Source organism: Variovorax sp. LjRoot130 (genome assembly GCF_964253755.1).
Lineage (GTDB): Bacteria > Pseudomonadota > Gammaproteobacteria > Burkholderiales > Burkholderiaceae_C > Variovorax.
This window is the reverse complement of record NZ_CAXURM020000001.1, coordinates 2,717,145-2,735,245: the sequence shown is the minus strand read 5'-3', so window position 1 is coordinate 2,735,245 and position 18,101 is coordinate 2,717,145. Positions and strand designations below refer to the sequence as shown.

20 protein-coding genes are annotated in these 18,101 nt (G+C 67.7%); 2 read left to right on the top strand and 18 right to left on the bottom strand.

Annotation, left to right across the window (positions count from 1 at the left end; all coding sequences use genetic code 11):
- Positions 1-13: 13 nt before the first annotated feature.
- The 3 genes from ACSQ86_RS13690 to ACSQ86_RS13680 all read right to left on the bottom strand — a co-directional run bounded on the left by ACSQ86_RS13690 (position 14) and on the right by ACSQ86_RS13680 (position 2,720).
- Positions 14-223, bottom strand: a complete 210-nt coding sequence (locus ACSQ86_RS13690; RefSeq protein ID WP_436303994.1) for a hypothetical protein — start codon at positions 221-223, stop codon at positions 14-16.
- Positions 224-277: 54 nt separating this feature from the next.
- Positions 278-1,666 carry a phenylacetate--CoA ligase family protein gene (locus ACSQ86_RS13685; RefSeq protein WP_436303993.1) on the bottom strand — a complete coding sequence of 463 codons (1,389 nt, stop codon included), beginning with the start codon at positions 1,664-1,666 and terminating at the stop codon, positions 278-280.
- Positions 1,667-1,772: 106 nt separating this feature from the next.
- Positions 1,773-2,720 (bottom strand): adenylate/guanylate cyclase domain-containing protein, encoded by a 948-nt coding sequence (locus ACSQ86_RS13680; protein ID WP_093107405.1) that lies wholly within the window; start codon positions 2,718-2,720, stop codon positions 1,773-1,775.
- A 193-nt stretch (positions 2,721-2,913) separates the two neighbouring features.
- On the opposite strand from ACSQ86_RS13680, the gene ACSQ86_RS13675 reads away from it, so the two are divergent.
- The gene (locus ACSQ86_RS13675; RefSeq protein WP_436303992.1) at positions 2,914-3,357 is read left to right on the top strand and encodes a hypothetical protein; all 444 of its coding nucleotides are present in this window, start codon (positions 2,914-2,916) and stop codon (positions 3,355-3,357) included.
- Between the two features lie 31 nt (positions 3,358-3,388).
- Here ACSQ86_RS13675 and ACSQ86_RS13670 read toward each other — a convergent pair whose 3' ends face one another.
- The 9 genes from ACSQ86_RS13670 to ACSQ86_RS13630 form a co-directional block, all read right to left on the bottom strand.
- Positions 3,389-4,321: an LD-carboxypeptidase gene (locus tag ACSQ86_RS13670; RefSeq protein WP_436290427.1), complete on the bottom strand. Its 933-nt coding sequence runs from the start codon at positions 4,319-4,321 to the stop codon at positions 3,389-3,391.
- On the bottom strand, positions 4,318-5,394 hold the full coding sequence (tadA, locus tag ACSQ86_RS13665; RefSeq protein ID WP_436303991.1) for a tRNA adenosine(34) deaminase TadA: 1,077 nt from the start codon (positions 5,392-5,394) through the stop codon (positions 4,318-4,320). Before tadA ends, ACSQ86_RS13670 begins: the two co-directional genes overlap by 4 nt.
- Positions 5,384-5,578, bottom strand: a complete 195-nt coding sequence (locus ACSQ86_RS13660) for a hypothetical protein (RefSeq protein WP_093107413.1) — start codon at positions 5,576-5,578, stop codon at positions 5,384-5,386. The genes tadA and ACSQ86_RS13660 overlap by 11 nt, the downstream gene beginning before the upstream one ends.
- 1 nt (position 5,579) lies before the next feature.
- Complete coding sequence (locus ACSQ86_RS13655) at positions 5,580-6,224, bottom strand: FMN-binding negative transcriptional regulator (RefSeq protein ID WP_436303990.1); 645 nt, start codon at positions 6,222-6,224, stop codon at positions 5,580-5,582.
- Positions 6,225-6,286: 62 nt separating this feature from the next.
- Positions 6,287-6,598 carry an ankyrin repeat domain-containing protein gene (locus tag ACSQ86_RS13650; RefSeq protein WP_436308951.1) on the bottom strand — a complete coding sequence of 104 codons (312 nt, stop codon included), beginning with the start codon at positions 6,596-6,598 and terminating at the stop codon, positions 6,287-6,289.
- 5 nt (positions 6,599-6,603) lie between these two features.
- Entirely contained in the window at positions 6,604-7,119 is a 516-nt protein-coding gene (locus tag ACSQ86_RS13645; protein WP_093107832.1) for a GlcG/HbpS family heme-binding protein, read from the bottom strand.
- 117 nt (positions 7,120-7,236) lie between these two features.
- The gene (locus ACSQ86_RS13640) at positions 7,237-7,860 is read right to left on the bottom strand and encodes a response regulator transcription factor (protein WP_093107417.1); all 624 of its coding nucleotides are present in this window, start codon (positions 7,858-7,860) and stop codon (positions 7,237-7,239) included.
- Entirely contained in the window at positions 7,857-9,317 is a 1,461-nt protein-coding gene (locus ACSQ86_RS13635; protein WP_436303988.1) for a sensor histidine kinase, read from the bottom strand. The genes ACSQ86_RS13640 and ACSQ86_RS13635 overlap by 4 nt, the downstream gene beginning before the upstream one ends.
- A gap of 33 nt (positions 9,318-9,350) precedes the next feature.
- Positions 9,351-10,394, bottom strand: a complete 1,044-nt coding sequence (locus tag ACSQ86_RS13630) for an aliphatic amidase (RefSeq protein ID WP_436290431.1) — start codon at positions 10,392-10,394, stop codon at positions 9,351-9,353.
- A gap of 247 nt (positions 10,395-10,641) precedes the next feature.
- Between ACSQ86_RS13630 and bglX the strand changes: the two genes are divergently transcribed.
- Positions 10,642-12,813: a beta-glucosidase BglX gene (gene bglX / locus ACSQ86_RS13625; RefSeq protein WP_436308950.1), complete on the top strand. Its 2,172-nt coding sequence runs from the start codon at positions 10,642-10,644 to the stop codon at positions 12,811-12,813.
- A gap of 6 nt (positions 12,814-12,819) precedes the next feature.
- Here the strand turns inward: bglX and ACSQ86_RS13620 are convergent, their stop codons facing one another.
- From ACSQ86_RS13620 to urtB, 6 genes are read right to left on the bottom strand one after another with little or no spacing between them, the layout of a single operon-like run.
- Entirely contained in the window at positions 12,820-13,161 is a 342-nt protein-coding gene (locus ACSQ86_RS13620; protein WP_436303986.1) for a zinc ribbon domain-containing protein, read from the bottom strand.
- A 14-nt stretch (positions 13,162-13,175) separates the two neighbouring features.
- Positions 13,176-14,408, bottom strand: a complete 1,233-nt coding sequence (fmdA, locus tag ACSQ86_RS13615; RefSeq protein WP_436303985.1) for a formamidase — start codon at positions 14,406-14,408, stop codon at positions 13,176-13,178.
- A gap of 24 nt (positions 14,409-14,432) precedes the next feature.
- A complete protein-coding gene (urtE, locus tag ACSQ86_RS13610) occupies positions 14,433-15,122 on the bottom strand; it encodes an urea ABC transporter ATP-binding subunit UrtE (protein WP_093107429.1) in 690 nt (229 codons plus the stop codon).
- Between the two features lie 13 nt (positions 15,123-15,135).
- On the bottom strand, positions 15,136-15,882 hold the full coding sequence (urtD, locus tag ACSQ86_RS13605; RefSeq protein ID WP_093107431.1) for an urea ABC transporter ATP-binding protein UrtD: 747 nt from the start codon (positions 15,880-15,882) through the stop codon (positions 15,136-15,138).
- Between the two features lie 9 nt (positions 15,883-15,891).
- Entirely contained in the window at positions 15,892-17,097 is a 1,206-nt protein-coding gene (gene urtC / locus ACSQ86_RS13600; protein ID WP_436303984.1) for an urea ABC transporter permease subunit UrtC, read from the bottom strand.
- Positions 17,098-17,107: 10 nt separating this feature from the next.
- On the bottom strand, positions 17,108-18,022 hold the full coding sequence (gene urtB / locus ACSQ86_RS13595; RefSeq protein ID WP_093107435.1) for an urea ABC transporter permease subunit UrtB: 915 nt from the start codon (positions 18,020-18,022) through the stop codon (positions 17,108-17,110).
- Between the last annotated feature and the right edge of the window lie 79 nt (positions 18,023-18,101).

Below are 18,101 nucleotides of genomic sequence, written 5' to 3'. Positions count from 1 at the left end.
GGTTTCGGGCGCCCTACGCGTCCAACGGCACGCCGCCGCCGAAACGGGCCACCCATTGGTCCCACAGGTCCTGGTTGACGCTGGCGAACGGCCGTTGCCAGGCGGTCAGCATCTGGAGCTGGAAGTTCTGAGCCTGCATCAGGCTCTCGATGAAGGCGGCCTGCCAATCGAGGACGGGCTGAAAGTTGCCGTAAGGGATGGGAAATGGACTCGCGATGGTCATGCCGGTCTCCATGTTGGATGCGTGGACCAAGCCTAGTGGATGCCGCCCCGTGCTTCAAGCATGCGCGCCGACCACCCGCTGCACCTTGCCGCTGCGGCCGCGGCGTCCCGTCTCGCCGCTTCGGCAATGGATGTGCACGCCGGCCGCGCCTTGCCGCACCAGAAAGGCCGAGAGTGCCGCCCGGGCGCGCCGCAAGCTCGTGTCCGCGGCCTTGCCATGCAATCCCGTGCGCAGCAGCAGGTCGCAAGGCCCCTGCTGCTCGAGCTGGAAGTCGAACAGGCCCGCATCGTCTTCCAGCACCGTGCTCACGGCCAGCGGCAGGATGCGCACCATCCGCGCACCGGGGCGGCCAAGCCGCAGCGTGTCGTCGTTGCGGCCCTGAACCTCGATCACCGGATGATGGGAGCCGCAGGCGCAAGCCGAAGCGCGCTGCGTGACGCGGTCGCCCAGGTCGTAGCGGATCAGCGGCTGCACGTGGTTCGCGAGGTTGGTCAGCAAGGTGGTCGCGCCGGCCTCACCGACGGGCACCTGGCGACCACCTTCGTCGACCGATTCGAGGATCGCCCAGTCGCAGTTCAGATGCAGGCTGCCGCAACGGCATTCGGCGGCGAGCGTCAGGAACTCCGAGGCGCCGTAGCTGTCGACCACCCGGCAGCCCAGGGCCTGTTGCAGGAAATCGCGCGTCGCCGTCGAGAGGTCTTCGCCGCCGGTCCACAGCTCGCGCGGCGCCGTCTCGAGCCGGCCGGCAAGGCGCTCCTCCGCCAGCAGCACGGCCACGCTCGGATAGGTGGCGATGACAGCGGGTGCCAATGCATTCAGTTCTGCCACCAGCTTGCCGGCGGGCTGCAGGAACGAGATGCCGCGGAGGCTGCCGGCCAGCGCAGGATTCAGCCGCCGCAGCCGCTCGATCGACACCGTGCTGGCGAAGTGGCCGCAGGTCGCACCGACGAAGGCGATGCCTTCGCCGACGGACCACGGGTCCATCATCCGCTGAAGCGGCCGCAGCACCGGCCGCCGCCAAAATTCGAGCGCGTCGTACACCGCCATCGCCCGGGCGTCCTGCACGAAGACGGCCGGCTCGCCGCTGCTGCCCGAGCTCTCCCACACCACGTAGCGGCCGAGGAAAGGGTCCGCGATGCGAGAGCGGTCGGAGGCGAAGCGGCGCAGCGCATCGAGCCGCAGCGCGGGATCGGTGACCCAGTCATCGAACCGGCGCATCAATTCGGCCTTCTGCGCAATCGGCAGCTCTTCGAGGCGCAGGCGCGCCGGATCGCGGCCCGCGAGCAGCTTGCGGTACAGCGCCGATCCGCGCGCTGCGGACCTCAGCAGATCGGCCAGACGCCGCGCCCGCCGGCCCGCCAGCGCCTCTGCGCTCGCATGCGAGGCCACGGCCACGTCGGCGGCGACAAAGCTCGTGAGCCAGGGATCGAAGGGCGGCAGCATGGTGCGGCGGAGAAAGAGGCGCCATGGTGGACGCACTCGCCGGCAATGCCAAGAAGATTCGCGCGCGGCGCGATGCCGGCAGGGGTTTAGGGCCTGTTAACAGGCCCTACCGCAGGTCGCGGCGCGCCAGCAACACGTTGCCGCCGGTGGTGTTGAACGAGATGGTCGGTGCGCTGAAGTCGCTCAAGGGTGCACCGAGCCCGATTTCGCCGCTGCCGTGCAGCACGCATTCGTCGCGCCGCAGCGCGATCTCGCCGCTGGCGCCGGCCGTGCCGTGAAAGCGGACCCAGGTGCCGTAGGTGCTGACGTCGACCAGCACGCAACTGCCCTGCCGCGCTTCGATGCGCGCGTGCAGCCGCGACACGCGCGGATCGTTGACCACGAACTGGGCTTCGTCGACGCGCCCCAGATGGATAGGCAGCTCCGCGGCGCGAAACATCGAGCGCACGTCCAGCCATGCGAGTTCGATCTGCCCGAAGGACGAATCGGCGCCTCGCGCCGGCGGCGCCAGGGAGGCCGGCATCGTGAGGAACTCCGAGACCTCGTCCTGCCAGTCGATACGGTGGACGATCGGCATCTCGTTCTTGCCGCGGATGTTGATCGGGCCGAGGCTGCGGTGGCGTACCTCGCCGCCCACCAATTCGTCGATGACCGACTCCGTGGCCCAGATCTGGCTCGGGCCGGCCAGATCGCTGAGCCGCGAAGCCAGGTTGACCGCGTCGCCATAGCAGTCGCCGTCGACTTCGACCACCTCGCCGCTCGCCACGCCGATCTGAAGCTCCATCCTGAGCGGTGCGGGCCAGGTCTGAAGCCGCTTCTGGTGGTTGCGCTGGAGTTCCAGCACGGCCCGGGTGGCGGTCGCACCATTGGCGAATATCGCAAAGACGCCATCGCCCAGCGATTTCACGACGCGGCCGCCGTGCGCCTCGCAAACACCCCCGATCCACTGAATCAGTCTTGTGACAGTGTCGGTTGCACGTGCATTCCCCATGGCCTCGAAGACCCGGGTGCTCCCCGTCAGGTCAGCAAAAACGACAGTGGGGTGGGCGCTCATTGTGTGCAATTTTTGGTAGCTCTCGCCGAGGGATTATGTCAAAGCATCAGAAAAACGCCCTTTCAGCATGTCAAATCGACCGGGAAGCCGCTACGCCTGTTGCTTTTTCATTTCGATACAGGCGCTTGGCGCTCATTTCACCCGTCAAGTAGAACTTAGGTATCAATTCTTCGACCAGTGCATGAACTGATTCGTGAAGTATGTTGTTTTTGAACATGAAATGATGTTTCCACACTTGTGTGGCGTCCTGCGCGGCTTTAACGTAGCAACCCTCAAGGCCTCCGGCAAAACGCCTTCGTCTTTCATGGTGTCACTTAGCAGTTTCTTCCGCTTTCTGTCGTTCCCGAGCCTCGGCTTGCGCCGCTCGGCGGACCGTCAGATGGGCCAGATCCGTACTGCGATGCTGTCGCTGCTGCAAGTCCACGGCGGCCATTCCGTTCAGCGGGTTGCCCAGCGCGTTCGCTTTGCCGGCGATCTCGAGGCGCTCTGGTACCTGCGCCAGGACGTGCTGACCGCGCTGAGCGCGATCGATGGCGAGGTCGCCGCCCGCCGCCAGATGAGACAGATCAACCGCCTGTTCAAGGGCGGCCTGCCCGGCGCGATGGGGCCCAGACCGCACCACCGCATCACCACCTGATGGGCTGTTGCATAGCAGCCTTTTTCTTTTTTCAATGCGCGTGCCGGTGTCCCCACACCATGAAGACGTCGCGTGCGTCTGCCGCCAGTTCCACCTTGGCCCCCACGGGCAACAGCACCTTCGTCGGCACATGACCGAAGGGTAGGCCCGCCAGCACCGGTACCTTGATCAGTTCGCGCAGCCGTGAAACGACGGTCTGCATGCTGAAGCCGCGATCGTGCGGCACTTTCTTGGCGCCGGTGAACTGCCCGAAGATCACCGCCTTCTGACGGCCCAGCACGCCCGCGTGGCGCAACTGGTCGAGCATGCGTTCGACGCGGTAGGGATGCTCGTTCACGTCTTCGAAGAAAAGCACGCCCTTGTCGATCTGGGGAAAGTACGGCGTGCCCAGCAGGCTGGTGAGCACGCAGAGATTGCCGCCCCACAGCACCGCATCGTGAATGCCGCGAAAGCCCGGCATCGCCGCGGCATCGCGCGCCGGCATGCGCCAGCCTGTGCCTTCGCCCCGCCCGCTCAGCAGATCGTCGAAGCAGGCTTCCATGATGTCGTCGGCGCCATCCTCGGCACCGAAGTCCTCGCCGAGCGCGGGGCCGGCCCAGCTCACGGCGCCGGTTTTCACGAGAAGCGCGTTCTGCAGGGCCGTGAAATCGCTGAGTCCCACGAACTCGGTGCCGCGCTCGATCGCGCGGGTCACGGCCTTGTAGGGGATGGCATCGAGGATGCGCGTGAGCCCATAGCCGCCGCGCGAGATCAGCGCCACGTCGGCGCGGCTGCCCGCGGCGCGCGCGATGGCGGCCAGGCGGGTGGCATCGTCGCCGGCAAAGCGCTGATGGCTGTCGAGCGCGGCTTCGTCCAGTTCGACTTCATGGCCCAGCGCCTGCAGGCGCTTCACGCCGCGCCGGAATGCGGCCTTGTTGCGAACCGCGCTGGAGGGCGAGTAGATGTAGATGTGTTTCTTTTTCACGGGGCGAAGTATCCCATTGCCTCCTGTGCCAGCCGGGACGCCTGTGCTGCGTCAGGGCCCGAGACGCCCCGCGGAGTCGGGCCCAGGACACGCAATGCGGCTTCGTATCCGCGGTCGGGAAAGGGCGCGCGCCATGCGTCGGCCACGGGCTCGCCGGCGTCGGGCGCCAGCAGCGCCAAGGGAAAGCGCGCGGGCATGGCAGCGCGCAGCAGCGACGCGAGTTCGGAAGCGCCGGCGCTGTGCACCAGGACCAGCGGGCCGGGCTGCAGGCGCTCCAGCCATTCGAGCAGCACGTCGCGATGCCAGGTCCATTGGTGCACGGCCTCCCGTTTGGGCTTGTCGCTTTGGCCGAAGCCGATCAGGTCGGGCGCCAGCACGCGCAGCGTCTGCAAGGCCGCGAGATGGCGGAAGAAGTAGCTCCATTCGCCCGGTCCGTGCAGGCAGAGGCAGGTGCAAGCGGCGCCACTCGGCCCTTCGTCCAGGTAGTGCATGCGCAAGCCCTGCAGACTCGGCAGATCGCTCACGTAGTTCGGCGCGAAGCTGTAGCCGGCGAGCGCGCCGAAGCGTTCGACCGGCGTGCGCAAGGCATCGTCGCGCAGGGGTTCGGCCGCTTCGCGCGCCGCGCTGCGGCGGCCCTTGAAGAAATCCTGCAGCAGATCGCCGCATTCCGCTGCAAGCACGCCGCCCTGCACGTGCGTGCGATGGTTGAGTTGGCTCTGCGCGAACAGGTCGAGTACCGATCCCGCGGCACCGGTCTTCGGATCGGCCGCGCCGAACACGACGCGGGCCAGCCGCGCATGCAGCATCGCGCCGGCGCACATGGCGCAGGGTTCGAGCGTCACATAGAGCTCGCAGCCGTCGAGGCGATAGTTACCGAGCGCCGTACCGCCCGCGCGCAGCGCGTTCATTTCGGCATGCGCGCTGGGGTCGTGCTGCGCGACCGGCGCGTTGCGTCCGCTGGCAACGAGCCGGCCGTCCTTCACGAGCACCGCGCCCACCGGCACTTCGCCGGCCTCGGCCGCCAGCCGCGCTTCGGCCAGCGCGAGCTGCATCCAGTGCGCGTCATTTGTCATCGGTCAGGGGGCGCGGCTGCTGCATCGCGGCGTCCAGCGATTGCTTGAACTGCTCTTGGACCTGCTGGCTTTGCGTGCGTGCGTCGGCGGCCGGTGCGCCCGCGACGCCGCCCATCTGCTTCCTGGCCAGCAGCCCGACGATGGCGAGCGCGAGCACCAGGCCGATCAAGCCGAGGGCGCGCATCTCAGCCTTCCTCCGTCTGCGCCGCGCCGGTCTTCATGCCGAGCCGCTGCATCCACGCGGCCAGCGCCTGTTCGTCGGGCGTGCCCTCGCTGTAGCGCGCGTGCATGGCGGCATGCGATTCGCGCCGGTGCTGGTTGAGCTTGACCTTGCACTGCAATGCCGTCACCTGCAGCTCGAAGCCGACGATGCCGTTCAGCATCTTGTTCTGGAACTCCTCACCGAGTTCGCGCCACTGCTGGGCGTAGGCCGGCTCGTGCTGGCCGATCAAGCGCTTGAGCAGCGCATCTTTTTCAGCCGGCGTCTCGATCAGCCGGGCCTGGACCGTGCAATGCACCGCCAGGTAGTTCCAGGTCGGCACGCGCGCGAGGTCGGGGTAGACCGAGGGCGACATGTAGGCATGCGGCCCCAGGAAACTCACCAGCGCCTGCGGCCGCGCCTGCAGGTAGCGCCAGTGCGGATTGGGCTTGGCGCAATGGCCAAAGAGTGCGAAGCCGCCCTCCCCGCGGTCGTCGAGCACCAGCGGCAGGTGCGAGACGTAGGGCAGCCCGTCGTCGTCGGTCGAGATCAGGCTGGCGAAAGGATGCGCGCGCATCAGTTCCGCGGCGATGGCACGGTCTTGCGAATTGAACTGGGGTGGCATGTACATGGAGCGGCCCTGCATCGAGGATCGCCCGATTGTCCCCGAGCCGGGGGCCCGTTCGCAGGCCCCTACTTTGCGCCCGCGGCCTTGAGCTTTTCGTCGAGCCTCGCGCCGGCCTTGGCCAGCATGCGGATCGCCTCGCGCTGGCGCGCATGCGTCGCCACGTGCAAGGGCGTGTGGCCGCGACTGTCGCGCGCATCGAGAGCGGCGCCGCCCTCGATGAGCGCTTTCAGCCGCGGCAGGTCGCCGCGCCACGCCGCCTGGTGCAAGCCTTCATAGGCCAGCACCTCTGCGGCGGCCGGCGGCATCTGCGCCGCCGCAGGCGGAGCCAGGCCGCCCGCGGTCAGCACGAGCGCAGCGAAGACAAGGACGGCCTTCATCGCCTTCAGCCCAACTGCGCCTTGACCTTCTCGATCCCCGCGTTGGCGCACTGCTCGTCCAGGTGACCACCCGGCGCGCCACCGACACCCACGGCGCCGATGACTTCGTTGCCGGCCTTGATCGGCACGCCGCCGCCGAGCAGCAGGAAGCCGGGGATGTTCACCAGGTTGGCCGCGCCGGGGTTCTTCTGTGCGTTCTCCATCATCGCCAGCGTCGGCGCCTTGGCCGAAGCCGAGGTCCAGGCCTTGCGCTCGCTGGCGCCCACGGTGTGCGAGCCCGCGTTGTCGGCGCGCTGCACCGCGCGCACCACGCCGGCGCGATCGACCACCGTGGCCGCCACCGAATAGCCGTTGGCCGCGCAGGCTGCCACGGTCGCCGCGGCGAGCTGGTTCGCGAGTTCGAGCGAGATGTTCTTTTCGCTGCGGACGGCGGGGCTCGGCGTCTGGGCTTGGGCCTGGGCGCTCATCGCGGAAGCGGCGAGCAGGACGGCGAGGCTGCCGAGGCGAAGGGTCGAATGCATGTAGGTCTCCGAAAGGGGTTGATCGATTTGCGCCGGCGCCTTGCCGGCCGCAACGCAACTGTAGAAACAGGCCCTTCGAAGGAACATTCGTACGGCTACGCCGGCCGCTCCGTAGAACTACGGAGTGCTGTCGACGAGCGCTGCGTAGCGCCGGATCAGCTGCGCCAGCGAATCGCAGCCGAGCTTGGCGAACAGGTTGGCGCGATGCGTCTCGACCGTGCGCGGCGACAACGCGAGCGCACGCGCGATCTCCTTGTTGGTGAGTCCGGCCACGATGAAGCCCAGCACCTCGCGCTCGCGTTCGGAGAGCTGGGCATGGCGCTCGCGCGCCGCCTGGTCGGCCTGCGCCCGTTCGCGCGAGCGGATGTGCTGGCGCACCGCGTGCTGCAGCGCCTCGAGCAGCTGTTCGTCGTCGACCGGCTTCTCGAGGAACTCCGCCGCGCCGGCCTTGAAGGCGCGCCGGCACATCTCGACCGTGCCGTGGCCGGTGAGCATGATCACCGGCTGGTCGACGCCCTGGGCGATCAGCGTTTCGAGCAGCGCGAGGCCGCCGATGCCGGGCATGCGCACGTCGAGCACGATGGCGCCGATGCCGCCGCGGTCGAAGCCCTCGAGGAAGGCCTGCGGATCCGCCCAGCCTTGCGTGCGCAGGCCCACCGTGCCGATCAGCAGGGCCAGGCTCTCGCGCACGGCGAGGTCGTCGTCGATCAGGTGGATGAGCGGAGAGAGCGGCTCGTTCATGACGAAAGCGGCAAGCGCAGCGTGAAGCGGGCACCGCGCGGCGCGGCCGCTTCCGCGGCCAGCGTGCCGCCCACGCTCTCGGCCAAGGTCTGGCACAAGCTCAGGCCCAGTCCCAGGCCGCCTTCGCGCGTGCTGAAGAAGGGCTCGAAGATGCGCGGCAGGATCTCCGGCGCAATGCCGCGCCCGTTGTCGCTCACGGTCAACACACCGTATGCGCCGTTGCGAACCACGGTGAGCCGCAGTTGCCGCTCGCCGGCCGGCAGTTCTTCGAGCGCCTGCAGCGCGTTCATCAGCAGGTTGTGGACGATCTGCTCCAGTGCCACCGGCTCGGCCCGTACGCTCACCGGCGCCTGTGCCGCACCGTCGAAGGCCGGCGCGATCGCGCGCCTGTCGAATTCCGGGCCGAGCAGGTGCAGCCCGTTGCGCACCACCTCCTGCAGGATCACCGGCCTGGCCTCGGTCGCATGCCCGGGGCGCTCGATCACGCGGCGCAGGCGCGCCACCACGTCGGCGGCACGGCGCGCCTGTTCGGCGGCCTGCTTCATCGCCGCGCGTGCGGTGTCGAGCTCGGGCGGGTCGTCGTCGAGCAGCCGGCGCGCGGCCTGCGTGTTGGCGAGCACCGCGGTCAACGGCTGGTTGAGCTCGTGCGCCATGCCCGCCGCGAGCTCGCCGAGCGCATTGAGGCGCGCGACCTGGCCGAGCCGCAGCAGCTCTTCGGCACGCCGCCGCTCGATGCGCTGGCGCCGCAACGCGTAGCTGCCGGCCAGCACCACCGCCATCGCGAGCGCCCAGGCGGCCATCCAGGCCCAGGGCAGTTCGCGCCATGAGACCTGGCGCTGCGCCGCCAGGTCGAAGGCCTGGCTTTCCGAGGCCAGCACCTTGCGGAAGCTGAAGGGCCAGCCCTGCGAGGCCGCGGGCTGTCCGGCCTGCAGCACGAACTGCTGGCCCGCATGCTCGAGCACCACGCGCACCGGGCTCTGCTTCGGGTCCATCGGCCAGTCGCGCCAGGGCACGGTGCTCGCGAGGTCGATGTCGAGCGCATAGCTGGTCGGCTCGGCGCCGATCACGAGCCGGTAGCGGCCGTTCGCGAAGTCCTGCGTTGCAAGCTCGGGGCGCCGCAGTTCGCGCGACTTCGCCTCGGCCGCCGCCAACGGAGGGTCGGCCCAGGCCGCGCCGGCATCGCGCCGCTGCACGCCGAGGATCGAGGGGTAGACGGACGGCAGGCGCTGCTCCGAGCGGGCCCCGTCCGGCGCGGTTTCCAGCAATGCGAGCGTGGCCAGTACCGCGTCGTACTGCACCACCTGCTGGCTCATGAGGCGGTGCGCGATGCGCCCGTTGGCCTCGAACTCCTCATGGAGCTGCCGGAGTTCGGCGCGCGCGATCCAGACCGCACCGGCGCCGGCGAGCAGCAGCCATGCGAGCCACCAGCCACCCTGCGTACGCAACCATTGCCTCATGGCGCGGATTGTGCCCGCGCCGGCAGCGTGTCTTCAGCGATAGAGGTTGGCGGTCTCCTCGTTGGGGATGCCGTCGATCGGCGCTTCGGCGGTGCCGACCGTGGAGCGCGTGAGTGCCTCGACCCTCTCGCGCGTGGCCTGCGGGTCGGCGATCCATTGCGCGTAGAAGTCGTAGGGGCAGTCGGCCACGCCCTTGTCGCCTTCGTGCGAATTGAGGATGCCGGTGTAACCGCGATGCAGCAGCTTGAACAGGTGGTTCTCCGACTGGCCGTTCTTGCGGAAGTCGCGGATCAGGCTTTTCGACAGCGCGGCGTACTGCACGCCCATTTCCTCTTCGCCGCACTCGCCGAGCGTGCGGCCGTCGAAGCCGATGATCGCCGAGTGGCCGAAGTACGAGTACACGCCGTCGAAGCCGGATGCATTGGCCACCGCCACATAGGTGTTGTTGGCGAAGGCCATCGCCTTCGAGATCAGGATCTGCTGTTCCTTGGCCGGGTACATGTAGCCCTGGCAACGCACGATGAGTTCTGCCCCCTTCATCGCGCAATCGCGCCAGATCTCGGGGTAGTTGCCGTCGTCGCAGATGATGAGGCTGATCTTCAGGCCCTTGGGACCCTCGCTCACGTAGGTGCTGTTGCCCGGGTACCAGCCCTCGATCGGCACCCAGGGCATGATCTTGCGGTACTTCTGGACGATCTCGCCCTGGTCGTTCATGAGGATCAGCGTGTTGTAGGGCGCCTTCTTCGGATGCTCCTCGTGGCGCTCGCCGGTGAGCGAGAACACGCCCCACACCTTGGCCTTGCGGCAGGCGGCGGCGAAGATCTCGGTCTCGGCGCCCGGCACCGTGGCCGCGTTCTCGTACATCTCGGTGCTGTCGTACATGATCCCGTGCGTGCTGTATTCGGGAAAGATCACCAGGTCCAGCCCCGGCAGGCCGGTCTTCATGCCCTCCACCATCTTCGCGATCGCCTTCGCGTTCTCCAGCACCTCGGCGCGCGTGTGCAGACGCGGCATCTTGTAGTTGACGACCGCGACGCCGACGGTGTCCTTGCTGCTCGAAATATCGCCGTGAATCATGATCGGTCCTTGTCTGTGGCCATGGATGCGATCCATTCTGCGAAGCCGGCGGACGGCGGCGAATACGTTGATTGACGTAGGGACAGCCGGGGCCCGAGAGCCCGACGATTTTCCGAGCCATTCGGCTCACGCGAAAATGCGGGCAATGAGCGTCTGCAGATTCCCCCGCCTCGTCTTCGCCCTCCTCTTCCTTCTCGCCTGCATCACCGGTTGCGCCACGGGCCCCACGCCCGGCGGATTGACCCCGATGTCGATTGCGCGCGTCGAGTCCCTCATCGTGCGCATGACGGTGGAAGAAAAAGTCGGCCAGCTGAGCCTCTACGCGCCCGCGGGCATCGACATCGTGGCCAATCCGCAGGCCGCGCGTCAGAGCCAGGAGCAGCAGCTGGCCGACATCCGCGCCGGCCGCGTGACCGGCCTCTTCAACAACGCGGGCCTCGAAGGCAAGCGCCGGGCGCAGCAGGCTGCGGTCAACGAGTCGCGCCTGGGCATTCCGCTCCTCTTCGGCGCCGACGTCATCCACGGCTTCCGCACCGTGTTCCCGGTGCCGCTCGCGGAGGCGGCCAGCTGGGAGCCGGCCCTGGCCGAACGCACGGCGCATGCATCCGCCGTCGAGGCCACGGCCGACGGCTTCCGCTGGACCTTCGCGCCGATGGTCGACATCGCGCGCGACGCGCGCTGGGGCCGCGGCGTCGAGGGCGCCGGCGAAGACGTCTACCTGGGCCGCCAGTTCGCGGCCGCGCGGGTGCGCGGCTTCCAGGGCAAGGACCTCGGGCGCGCCGATGCAATGCTCGCCACGCCCAAGCACTTCGCCGGCTACGGCGCGGCCGAGGGCGGGCTCGACTACAACACGGTCGATCTCTCGGAGCGCACGCTGCGCGAGGTCTACCTGCCGCCCTTTCGCTCGGCCATCGATGCGGGCGCGCTGTCGATCATGAGCGCCTTCAACGAGATCGGAGGCATCCCCTCGAACGCCAACCGCAACCTGCTGACCGGCGTGCTGCGCGGCGAATGGGGCTTCCAGGGCTTCGTCGTTTCCGACTACACCGCCGACGAGGAACTCATCGCGCACGGCTTCGCGGCCGACGGGCGCGAAGCCGCCAAGCGCGCCTTCCTCGCGGGCACGGACGTCAGCATGCAGAGCGGCCTGTACATGCAGCACCTGCCCGGCCTGGTGGCCTCGGGCGAAGTGCCGATGTCCCGCCTCGACGACGCGGTGCGCCGCGTGCTGCGGATCAAGCTGCGGCTGGGCCTGTTCGACCAGCCCTTCCGCGGGCTCGAAGACGCGGCCAGCCCGCGCTTCGACAGTTCCGCGCACCAGGCGCTGGCGCGCGATGCTGCCGGACGCTCGATCGTGATGCTCAGGAACGACGGCGACGTGCTGCCGCTGTCGAAGTCGGGGCAACGCATCGCGCTCATCGGCCCCTTTGCCGGTGCCTCCGACCTGTTCGGGCCCTGGATGGTCTTTCCCGGCCAGGCGTCGCCGGCCGGCATCGAGGAGGCGATCCGGAATTCGCTCGCCTCGCCCGAACTGCTCACAGTGGTGCGCGGCTCGGACGTCGATGCGCCGATCGCGGGCGGTATCGACGCCGCAGTCGCTGCGGCGCGCGAGGCCGATGTCGTGGTGCTTTCGATCGGCGAGAACGAGCAAATGTCGGGCGAGGCCCGTTCGCGAAGCGACATCGAGATCCCGCGGGCGCAGCAGGAGCTCGCCGACGCTGTCGCAGCCACCGGCAAGCCGGTGGTCGTGCTGCTGCGCAACGGGCGCGCGCTGGCGCTCAGGGGCGCGGTGCGCAATGCGCGCGCGATCCTGGTCACCTGGTTCCTCGGTTCGCAGACCGGGCCGGCCATCGCCGACGTGCTGTTCGGCGACGTCAATCCCTCGGGCCGGCTGCCGGTGAGTTTTCCGCAGACGCCGGGCCAGGTGCCCTACTACTACAGCCACAAGCGCACCGGCCGGCCGCAGCTCGCCGATGCGCCGGCCACCTTCTACAAGGCACGCTACCTGGACGCGAGCAACGATGCGCTGTTCCCCTTCGGCCACGGGCTGGGCTATGCACGCGTGCGCTACCAGGGCCTGGAACTGAGTAGCCCGGGCCGCATGGCCTGGGACGGCACGCTGACCGTGCGCGCGCGCATCACCAACACCGGCAAGCGCGAGGCCGAGGAAGTGGTGCAGCTCTACATCGGCAACCGCGCCGCCAGCGTCACGCGGCCGGTGCGGGAGCTCAAGAGCTTCCGCAAGGTGCGCGTGCCAGCGGGCCAGACGATGGCGGTCGAGTTCACGCTCTCGCGCGCCGACCTGATGTTCATCGGCCAGGACCTGCAGCCCACGGTGGAGCCCGGCAACTTCGACCTGTGGGTCGGACCGTCGGCGGTCGGTGGCCTGAAGACCAGCTTCAGGCTGGCGCCCGAGTGAAGCGCTTCAGTGACTGATCATCCAGGGCCGCTTCGAGGGAAAGGTCTTGGCGCCGTTCGGTGCCTTCACCGTGGCGCCTGAGCGCGCGCTCGAGCAGCAGCCACAGCCGGCCGGGTGCCTGAGTCGCGCGTAGTCGCGCGAGATTCGCGGTTCGTGCGAGGCGCGTTCGTTGGTCTCGATCGCACGCCGCGTGCTGCCGGCCATCAGAGCCAGCTGTGGCGCATTCGCGAACACGCGCGGCGAGGCCTCGCCGCAATGCGGGCAGGCCGCAGGCTCGTTGCGTGCCGCCAGCGGGCGAAAGGCGTCGAAGCCGCCGCAGCGGCTGCAGGCGTAATCGTAGGTGGGCATCGATTCCGCCCGCCTCAGCGCAGGTCGTGCGACAGCGGCATGTCGATCGAGCCGTCGATCATCTTCGTCGGCCCTGCCGCGTTCGGATTGATGTCGAAGTCGAAGATCTGCGTCGGCAGCCAGAGCGTGGCGCAGGCGTTGGGCACGTCGACCACGCCGCTGATGTGGCCCTGCACCGGAGCCGTGCCGAGGATCGAATAGGCCTGCGCGCCCGAATAGCCGAACTTCTTCAGGTACTCGATGGCGTTCAGGCAGGCCTGGCGGTAGGCGATGTGCACGTCCAGGTAGTACTGCTTGCCGGCCTCGTCGACCGAGATGCCCTCGAAGATCAGGTAGTCGTTGTAGCTCGGCGTGATCGGGCTGGGCTTGAAGATCGGGTTCTTGATGCCGTACTTGGCCATGCCGCCCTTGATCAGGCTGACCTTCATGTGCACCCAGCCGGCCATCTCGATCGCGCCACAGAAGGTGATCTCGCCGTCGCCCTGGCTGAAGTGCAGGTCGCCCACCGAAAGGCCCGCACCATCCACGTACACCGGGAAGAAGACCTTGGAGCCGCGCGACAGATCCTTGATGTCGCAGTTGCCGCCATGCTCGCGCGGCGGCACGGTGCGCGCGCCCTCGGCGGCGGCCTTGGCCCTCGCCTCGCCCGTCATCTTGCCCATGTGGGCGGTGGCGGCGAAGGGCGGGTTGGCCAGGCCCGGCACGCGCTCCGGGTCGGTCGCGATGAAGTCGATCTCGCGCTTGTTCCACACGTCCAGCATCGGTTTGTCCGGCAGGCAGCCGATCAGGCCCGGATGGATCAGGCCCGCGAAGTTGACGCCCGGCACATGGCGCGAGCTGGTGAACATGCCCTTGAAGTCCCAGATCGACTTTTGTGCTTCGGGGAAATGGTCGGTGAGGAAGCCGCCGCCGTTCTTCTTCGAGAAGAAGCCGTTGAAACCCCAGAGGCTGTCTTGCTTGGCGCCGATGTCCAGCAGGTCCACCACCAGCAGGTCGCCGGGCTCGGCGCCCTTCACGCCCACCGGGCCCGAGAGGTAGTGCACGGTGCTCAGGTCGATGTCGCGCACGTCGTCGGCGCTGTCGTTGTTCTTGATGAAGCCGCCGGTCCAGTCGAAGGTCTCGAGGATGAAGTCGTCGCCCGGGTTGACCCAGCATGCCATCGGGATGTCCGGATGCCAGCGGTTGTGGATCATCTCGTTCTCGGTGGGCGACTGGGTGAGGTCGACCTTGATCAGGGTGTCGGTCATGCGTGCTCCTTCTTTGGGGTTCGGTTAAACGGAGAGGTAGGCCTTGATGTGGTTCACGTCGGTCTTGTCGCGCGCGGTTTCGTGGACCAGGCGGCCGCCTTCGATCACGAACAGCCGATCCGCGACGTCCAGCGCGAAGCTCAGCACCTGTTCGGACACGACGATCGTGATCTGCCGCATCTTTCGGATCTCGTTGAGCGCCTTCGCGATGTCCTTGATGATCGAAGGCTGGATGCCTTCTGTGGGCTCGTCGAGCAGCAGCACCTTGGGTTCGGTGACCAGCGCGCGAGCGATGGCCAGCTGCTGCTGCTGGCCGCCCGAGAGGTTGCCGCCCTTGCGCCGCTTCATGTCGAAGAGCACCGGGAAGAGCGCGTAGATCTCCTCGGGAATGCGCTTGACCTTGGCGTTCTCCAGGCCGGTCTGGATGTTTTCCTCGACCGTCAGCGTCGGGAAGATCATGCGGCCCTGCGGCACGTAGGCGATGCCCTTGGCCACGCGGCGGAAGCTCTCGTCGCGCGACACGTCCTGGCCCGCGACCTCGATCCTTCCGCTCTTGATGGGCAGCACGCCCATCAGGCTCTTGAACAGCGTGGTCTTGCCCATGCCGTTGCGGCCCATGATGGCGACGGTCTCGTTGGCCCTGGCCTCGAAGGAGATGCCGTGCAGCGCCTCGCTCTGGCCGTAGGCGACGTGAAGGTCTGTCACTTGGAGCATGGGTCTCTTTCTCTCAATGACCGAGGTAGACGTCGATGACTTTCGGGTCGGCCTGCACCTTCTCCATCGGCCCTTCGGCCAGGATCTTTCCCTGGTGCATCACGGTCACCTTGTGCGCGATCTGCTTGACGAAATCCATGTCGTGCTCGATCACGATCACCGCGCGGTTCCTGCAGATGCGCTTGAGCAGCTCGGCCGTCAGCTCGCGCTCGCGCGCGCTCATGCCGGCGATGGGTTCGTCGAGCATCAGCAGCTCGGGCTCCTGCATCAGCAGCATGCCGATCTCGAGCCACTGCTTCTGGCCGTGCGAGAGCAGGCCGGCTTCGGTATGCAGCTTGCCGGCCAGGCCGATGTCATCGGCCACCGCCTGCACCTTGGCCTTGACTTCGTCGTCGCACTGGAAGGCCAGCGCACCGAACACCGAGCGCCCCTTGGGGAAGGACACCTCGAGGTTCTGGAACACGCTCAGGTTCTCGTAGATCGAGGGGGTCTGGAACTTGCGCCCGATGCCCAGGCGCACGCGCTTGTGCTCGGCCATCTTGGTGAGCTCGGTGTTCTGGAATTTGATGCTGCCGCTCGTGGCCCTGGTCTTTCCGCAGATCAGGTCGAGCAAGGTGGTCTTGCCGGCGCCGTTGGGGCCGATGATCACGCGCAGCTCGTTGCGATCGATGTAGAGCGTGAGATCGTCGATGGCCTTGAAACCGTCGAAGGAGACGCTGAGGTCTTCCACTGCGAGCGCGAAGTCGGTGTTGCTGCTCATGAAGAATCCTCAGGCGCTCTGGCTGCCGACACCGTCGGGCAGCGAGGGTTCATCGACGGTGCGGCTCGCCTTCGGCGGCGGCTCCGGATAGTGGGCCTGCGCGGCGGCCAGCTGCTCGGCATGCAGTTTCCGCTCGGCCGCGCGGCGCAGCCACCAGGGCTTGATATGGCTCTCCCACAGCCCGGCCAAGCCCATCGGGAAGGCCAGCGTGACGCCGATGAAAAGCGCGGCCATCAGGAACAGCCACAGATCCGGAAAGCTCTCGGAGAAGAAGGTCTTTCCCGCGTTCACCAGCAGCGCGCCGTACACCGCGCCTACCAGGCTCATGCGCCCGCCGACGGCCGCGAAGATCACCATCTCGATCGAGGGCACGATGCCGACGAAGGACGGCGACATGAAGCCCACCTGCAGCGCGAACATCGCACCGCCGATGCCCGAGAGTGCGGCGGCCAAGCAGAAGGTGAAGACCTTGAAGTTCGAGACGTCGTAGCCCGAGAAGCGCACCCGGTCTTCCTTGTCGCGCATGGCGAGCAGCAGCGTGCCGAGCTTGCTCTTCTGGATCCACAGGCACAGCAGGATGCTGGCCATCAGCAGGCCAACGCAGAGGTAGTAGAGGATGTACTTGGCGCTGTCGGTGCGCGTGTCCCAGCCCAGCACCGTCTTCAGGTCGGTCATGCCGTTGACGCCGCCGGTGTAGCCCTGCTGGCCGATGATCAGCACCGACAGGATCAGCGCCACCGCCTGCGTGATGATCGCGAAGTACACGCCGCCCACGCGGCGCTTGAACATCGCGAAGCTGATCAGCCAGGCCAGCGCCGTCGGCACCGCGATCACTAGGATCACCGTCAGCGGCAGGCTCTTGAAGGGCAGCCAGAGCATCGGCAGCTCGGTGATCTGGTTCCAGTCCATGAAGTCGGGGATGCCCGGCGTCGACTGGATCTTGGTGGTCTCGGGGTCCGAGGCCTCCAGCTTCAGGAACATCGCCATCGCGTAGCCCCCGAGCCCGAAGAAGACGCCCTGCCCCAGGCTCAGCACGCCGCCGTAGCCCCACACCATCACCAGGCCGACGGCGACGAAGGCGTAGGTGAGGTACTTGCCGACCAGGTTGAGGCGGAAGATATCGAGCGTGGCCGGCAGCACGACCGCCAGCAGGACCGCCAGCACGATCACGCTCCACAGGCCCGAGCGCTTGAACGAATCGAAAAGCGAAGTCATGTGAGAAGTCCTAGCGCCGCACCTTGACGGCAAAGAGACCTTGCGGGCGCATCATCAAAATCAGCACGATCAGCGAGAGCGTGAGCACCTTGGCCATCGAGCCGGTAATGAAGAACTCCGAGATCGACTGTGTCTGCGCGATGCCGAAGGCCGACACCACCGTGCCCAGCAGGCTGGCCGCGCCGCCGAAGGTGACGACCAGGAAGGCGTCGACGATGTAGAGCTGGCCCGAGGTCGGCCCGGTCGAGCCGATGGTGGTGAAGGCTGCGCCCGCCACGCCGGCGATGCCGCAGCCGATCGCGAAGGTCAGGCGGTCGGTCTTCCTGGTGTCGATGCCGGTCGCGTTGGCCATCTGGCGATTCGCGACCGTGGCGCGCACGCGCAGGCCCCAGCGGCTTCGGTGCAGCGCGATCAGGATGCCCGCCGTCACGAAGGCGGTGAGCGCCAGCACGAAGAGGCCGTTGATCGGGATGTCCAGCCCCTCGGCCGGCGCCCACGAGCCCATCAGCCACTCGGGCAGCGTCGGGCTCACTTCCTTGGGCCCGATGCCGGTGCGGAAGATCTGCTGCAGCCCGAGGCTGATGCCCCAGGTGGCCAGCAGGGTGTCCAGCGGGCGCTTGTAGAGGTGCCGGATCAGCCCCCACTCCACCAGCCAGCCGGCGATGAAGGCGAACACGAAGGCCATCACGATGGCGAGCGGGAAGTAGTACGGCAGCAAGGCCGGCGCATGCGCCTCGGTGAGCGTCGAGCCCAGGTAGATCGTGTAGGCCCCGATCGTCATGAACTCGCCGTGCGCCATGTTGATGACGCCCATCTGGCCGAAGATGATCGCCAGCCCCAGGCCCATCAGCAGCAGCACCGCGAACAGGCTCAGGCCCGCGAAGCCCTGCATCAGGCCGATGTTCAACATGTCCGAAAAGTTCATGTCACTGATCCCGTTGAAAGCGTAGGACGCGGGCGACACTCGCGGCAAGCGAAGCGAAGCCCGTTCGGGAGACACCGCG

Bases quoted from the DNA above. Each gene is read 5' to 3' on its own strand.
- ACSQ86_RS13620 (WP_436303986.1), bottom strand. From the start codon at position 13,161: ATGCCCACCTACGATTACGCCTGCAGCCGCTGCGGCGGCTTCGACGCC.
- urtB (WP_093107435.1), bottom strand. From the start codon at position 18,022: ATGAACTTTTCGGACATGTTGAACATCGGCCTGATGCAGGGCTTCGCG.
- ACSQ86_RS13680 (WP_093107405.1), bottom strand. From the start codon at position 2,720: ATGAGCGCCCACCCCACTGTCGTTTTTGCTGACCTGACGGGGAGCACC.
- ACSQ86_RS13690 (WP_436303994.1), bottom strand. From the start codon at position 223: ATGACCATCGCGAGTCCATTTCCCATCCCTTACGGCAACTTTCAGCCC.
- ACSQ86_RS13660 (WP_093107413.1), bottom strand. From the start codon at position 5,578: ATGCGCGCCCTCGGCTTGATCGGCCTGGTGCTCGCGCTCGCCATCGTC.
- ACSQ86_RS13655 (WP_436303990.1), bottom strand. From the start codon at position 6,224: ATGTACATGCCACCCCAGTTCAATTCGCAAGACCGTGCCATCGCCGCG.
- urtD (WP_093107431.1), bottom strand. From the start codon at position 15,882: ATGAGCAGCAACACCGACTTCGCGCTCGCAGTGGAAGACCTCAGCGTC.
- ACSQ86_RS13645 (WP_093107832.1), bottom strand. From the start codon at position 7,119: ATGCATTCGACCCTTCGCCTCGGCAGCCTCGCCGTCCTGCTCGCCGCT.
- fmdA (WP_436303985.1), bottom strand. From the start codon at position 14,408: ATGACCGACACCCTGATCAAGGTCGACCTCACCCAGTCGCCCACCGAG.
- ACSQ86_RS13650 (WP_436308951.1), bottom strand. From the start codon at position 6,598: ATGAAGGCCGTCCTTGTCTTCGCTGCGCTCGTGCTGACCGCGGGCGGC.
- ACSQ86_RS13640 (WP_093107417.1), bottom strand. From the start codon at position 7,860: ATGAACGAGCCGCTCTCTCCGCTCATCCACCTGATCGACGACGACCTC.
- ACSQ86_RS13630 (WP_436290431.1), bottom strand. From the start codon at position 10,394: ATGATTCACGGCGATATTTCGAGCAGCAAGGACACCGTCGGCGTCGCG.
- urtC (WP_436303984.1), bottom strand. From the start codon at position 17,097: ATGACTTCGCTTTTCGATTCGTTCAAGCGCTCGGGCCTGTGGAGCGTG.
- tadA (WP_436303991.1), bottom strand. From the start codon at position 5,394: ATGACAAATGACGCGCACTGGATGCAGCTCGCGCTGGCCGAAGCGCGG.
- ACSQ86_RS13685 (WP_436303993.1), bottom strand. From the start codon at position 1,666: ATGCTGCCGCCCTTCGATCCCTGGCTCACGAGCTTTGTCGCCGCCGAC.
- urtE (WP_093107429.1), bottom strand. From the start codon at position 15,122: ATGCTCCAAGTGACAGACCTTCACGTCGCCTACGGCCAGAGCGAGGCG.
- ACSQ86_RS13635 (WP_436303988.1), bottom strand. From the start codon at position 9,317: ATGAGGCAATGGTTGCGTACGCAGGGTGGCTGGTGGCTCGCATGGCTG.
- bglX (WP_436308950.1), top strand. From the start codon at position 10,642: ATGTCGATTGCGCGCGTCGAGTCCCTCATCGTGCGCATGACGGTGGAA.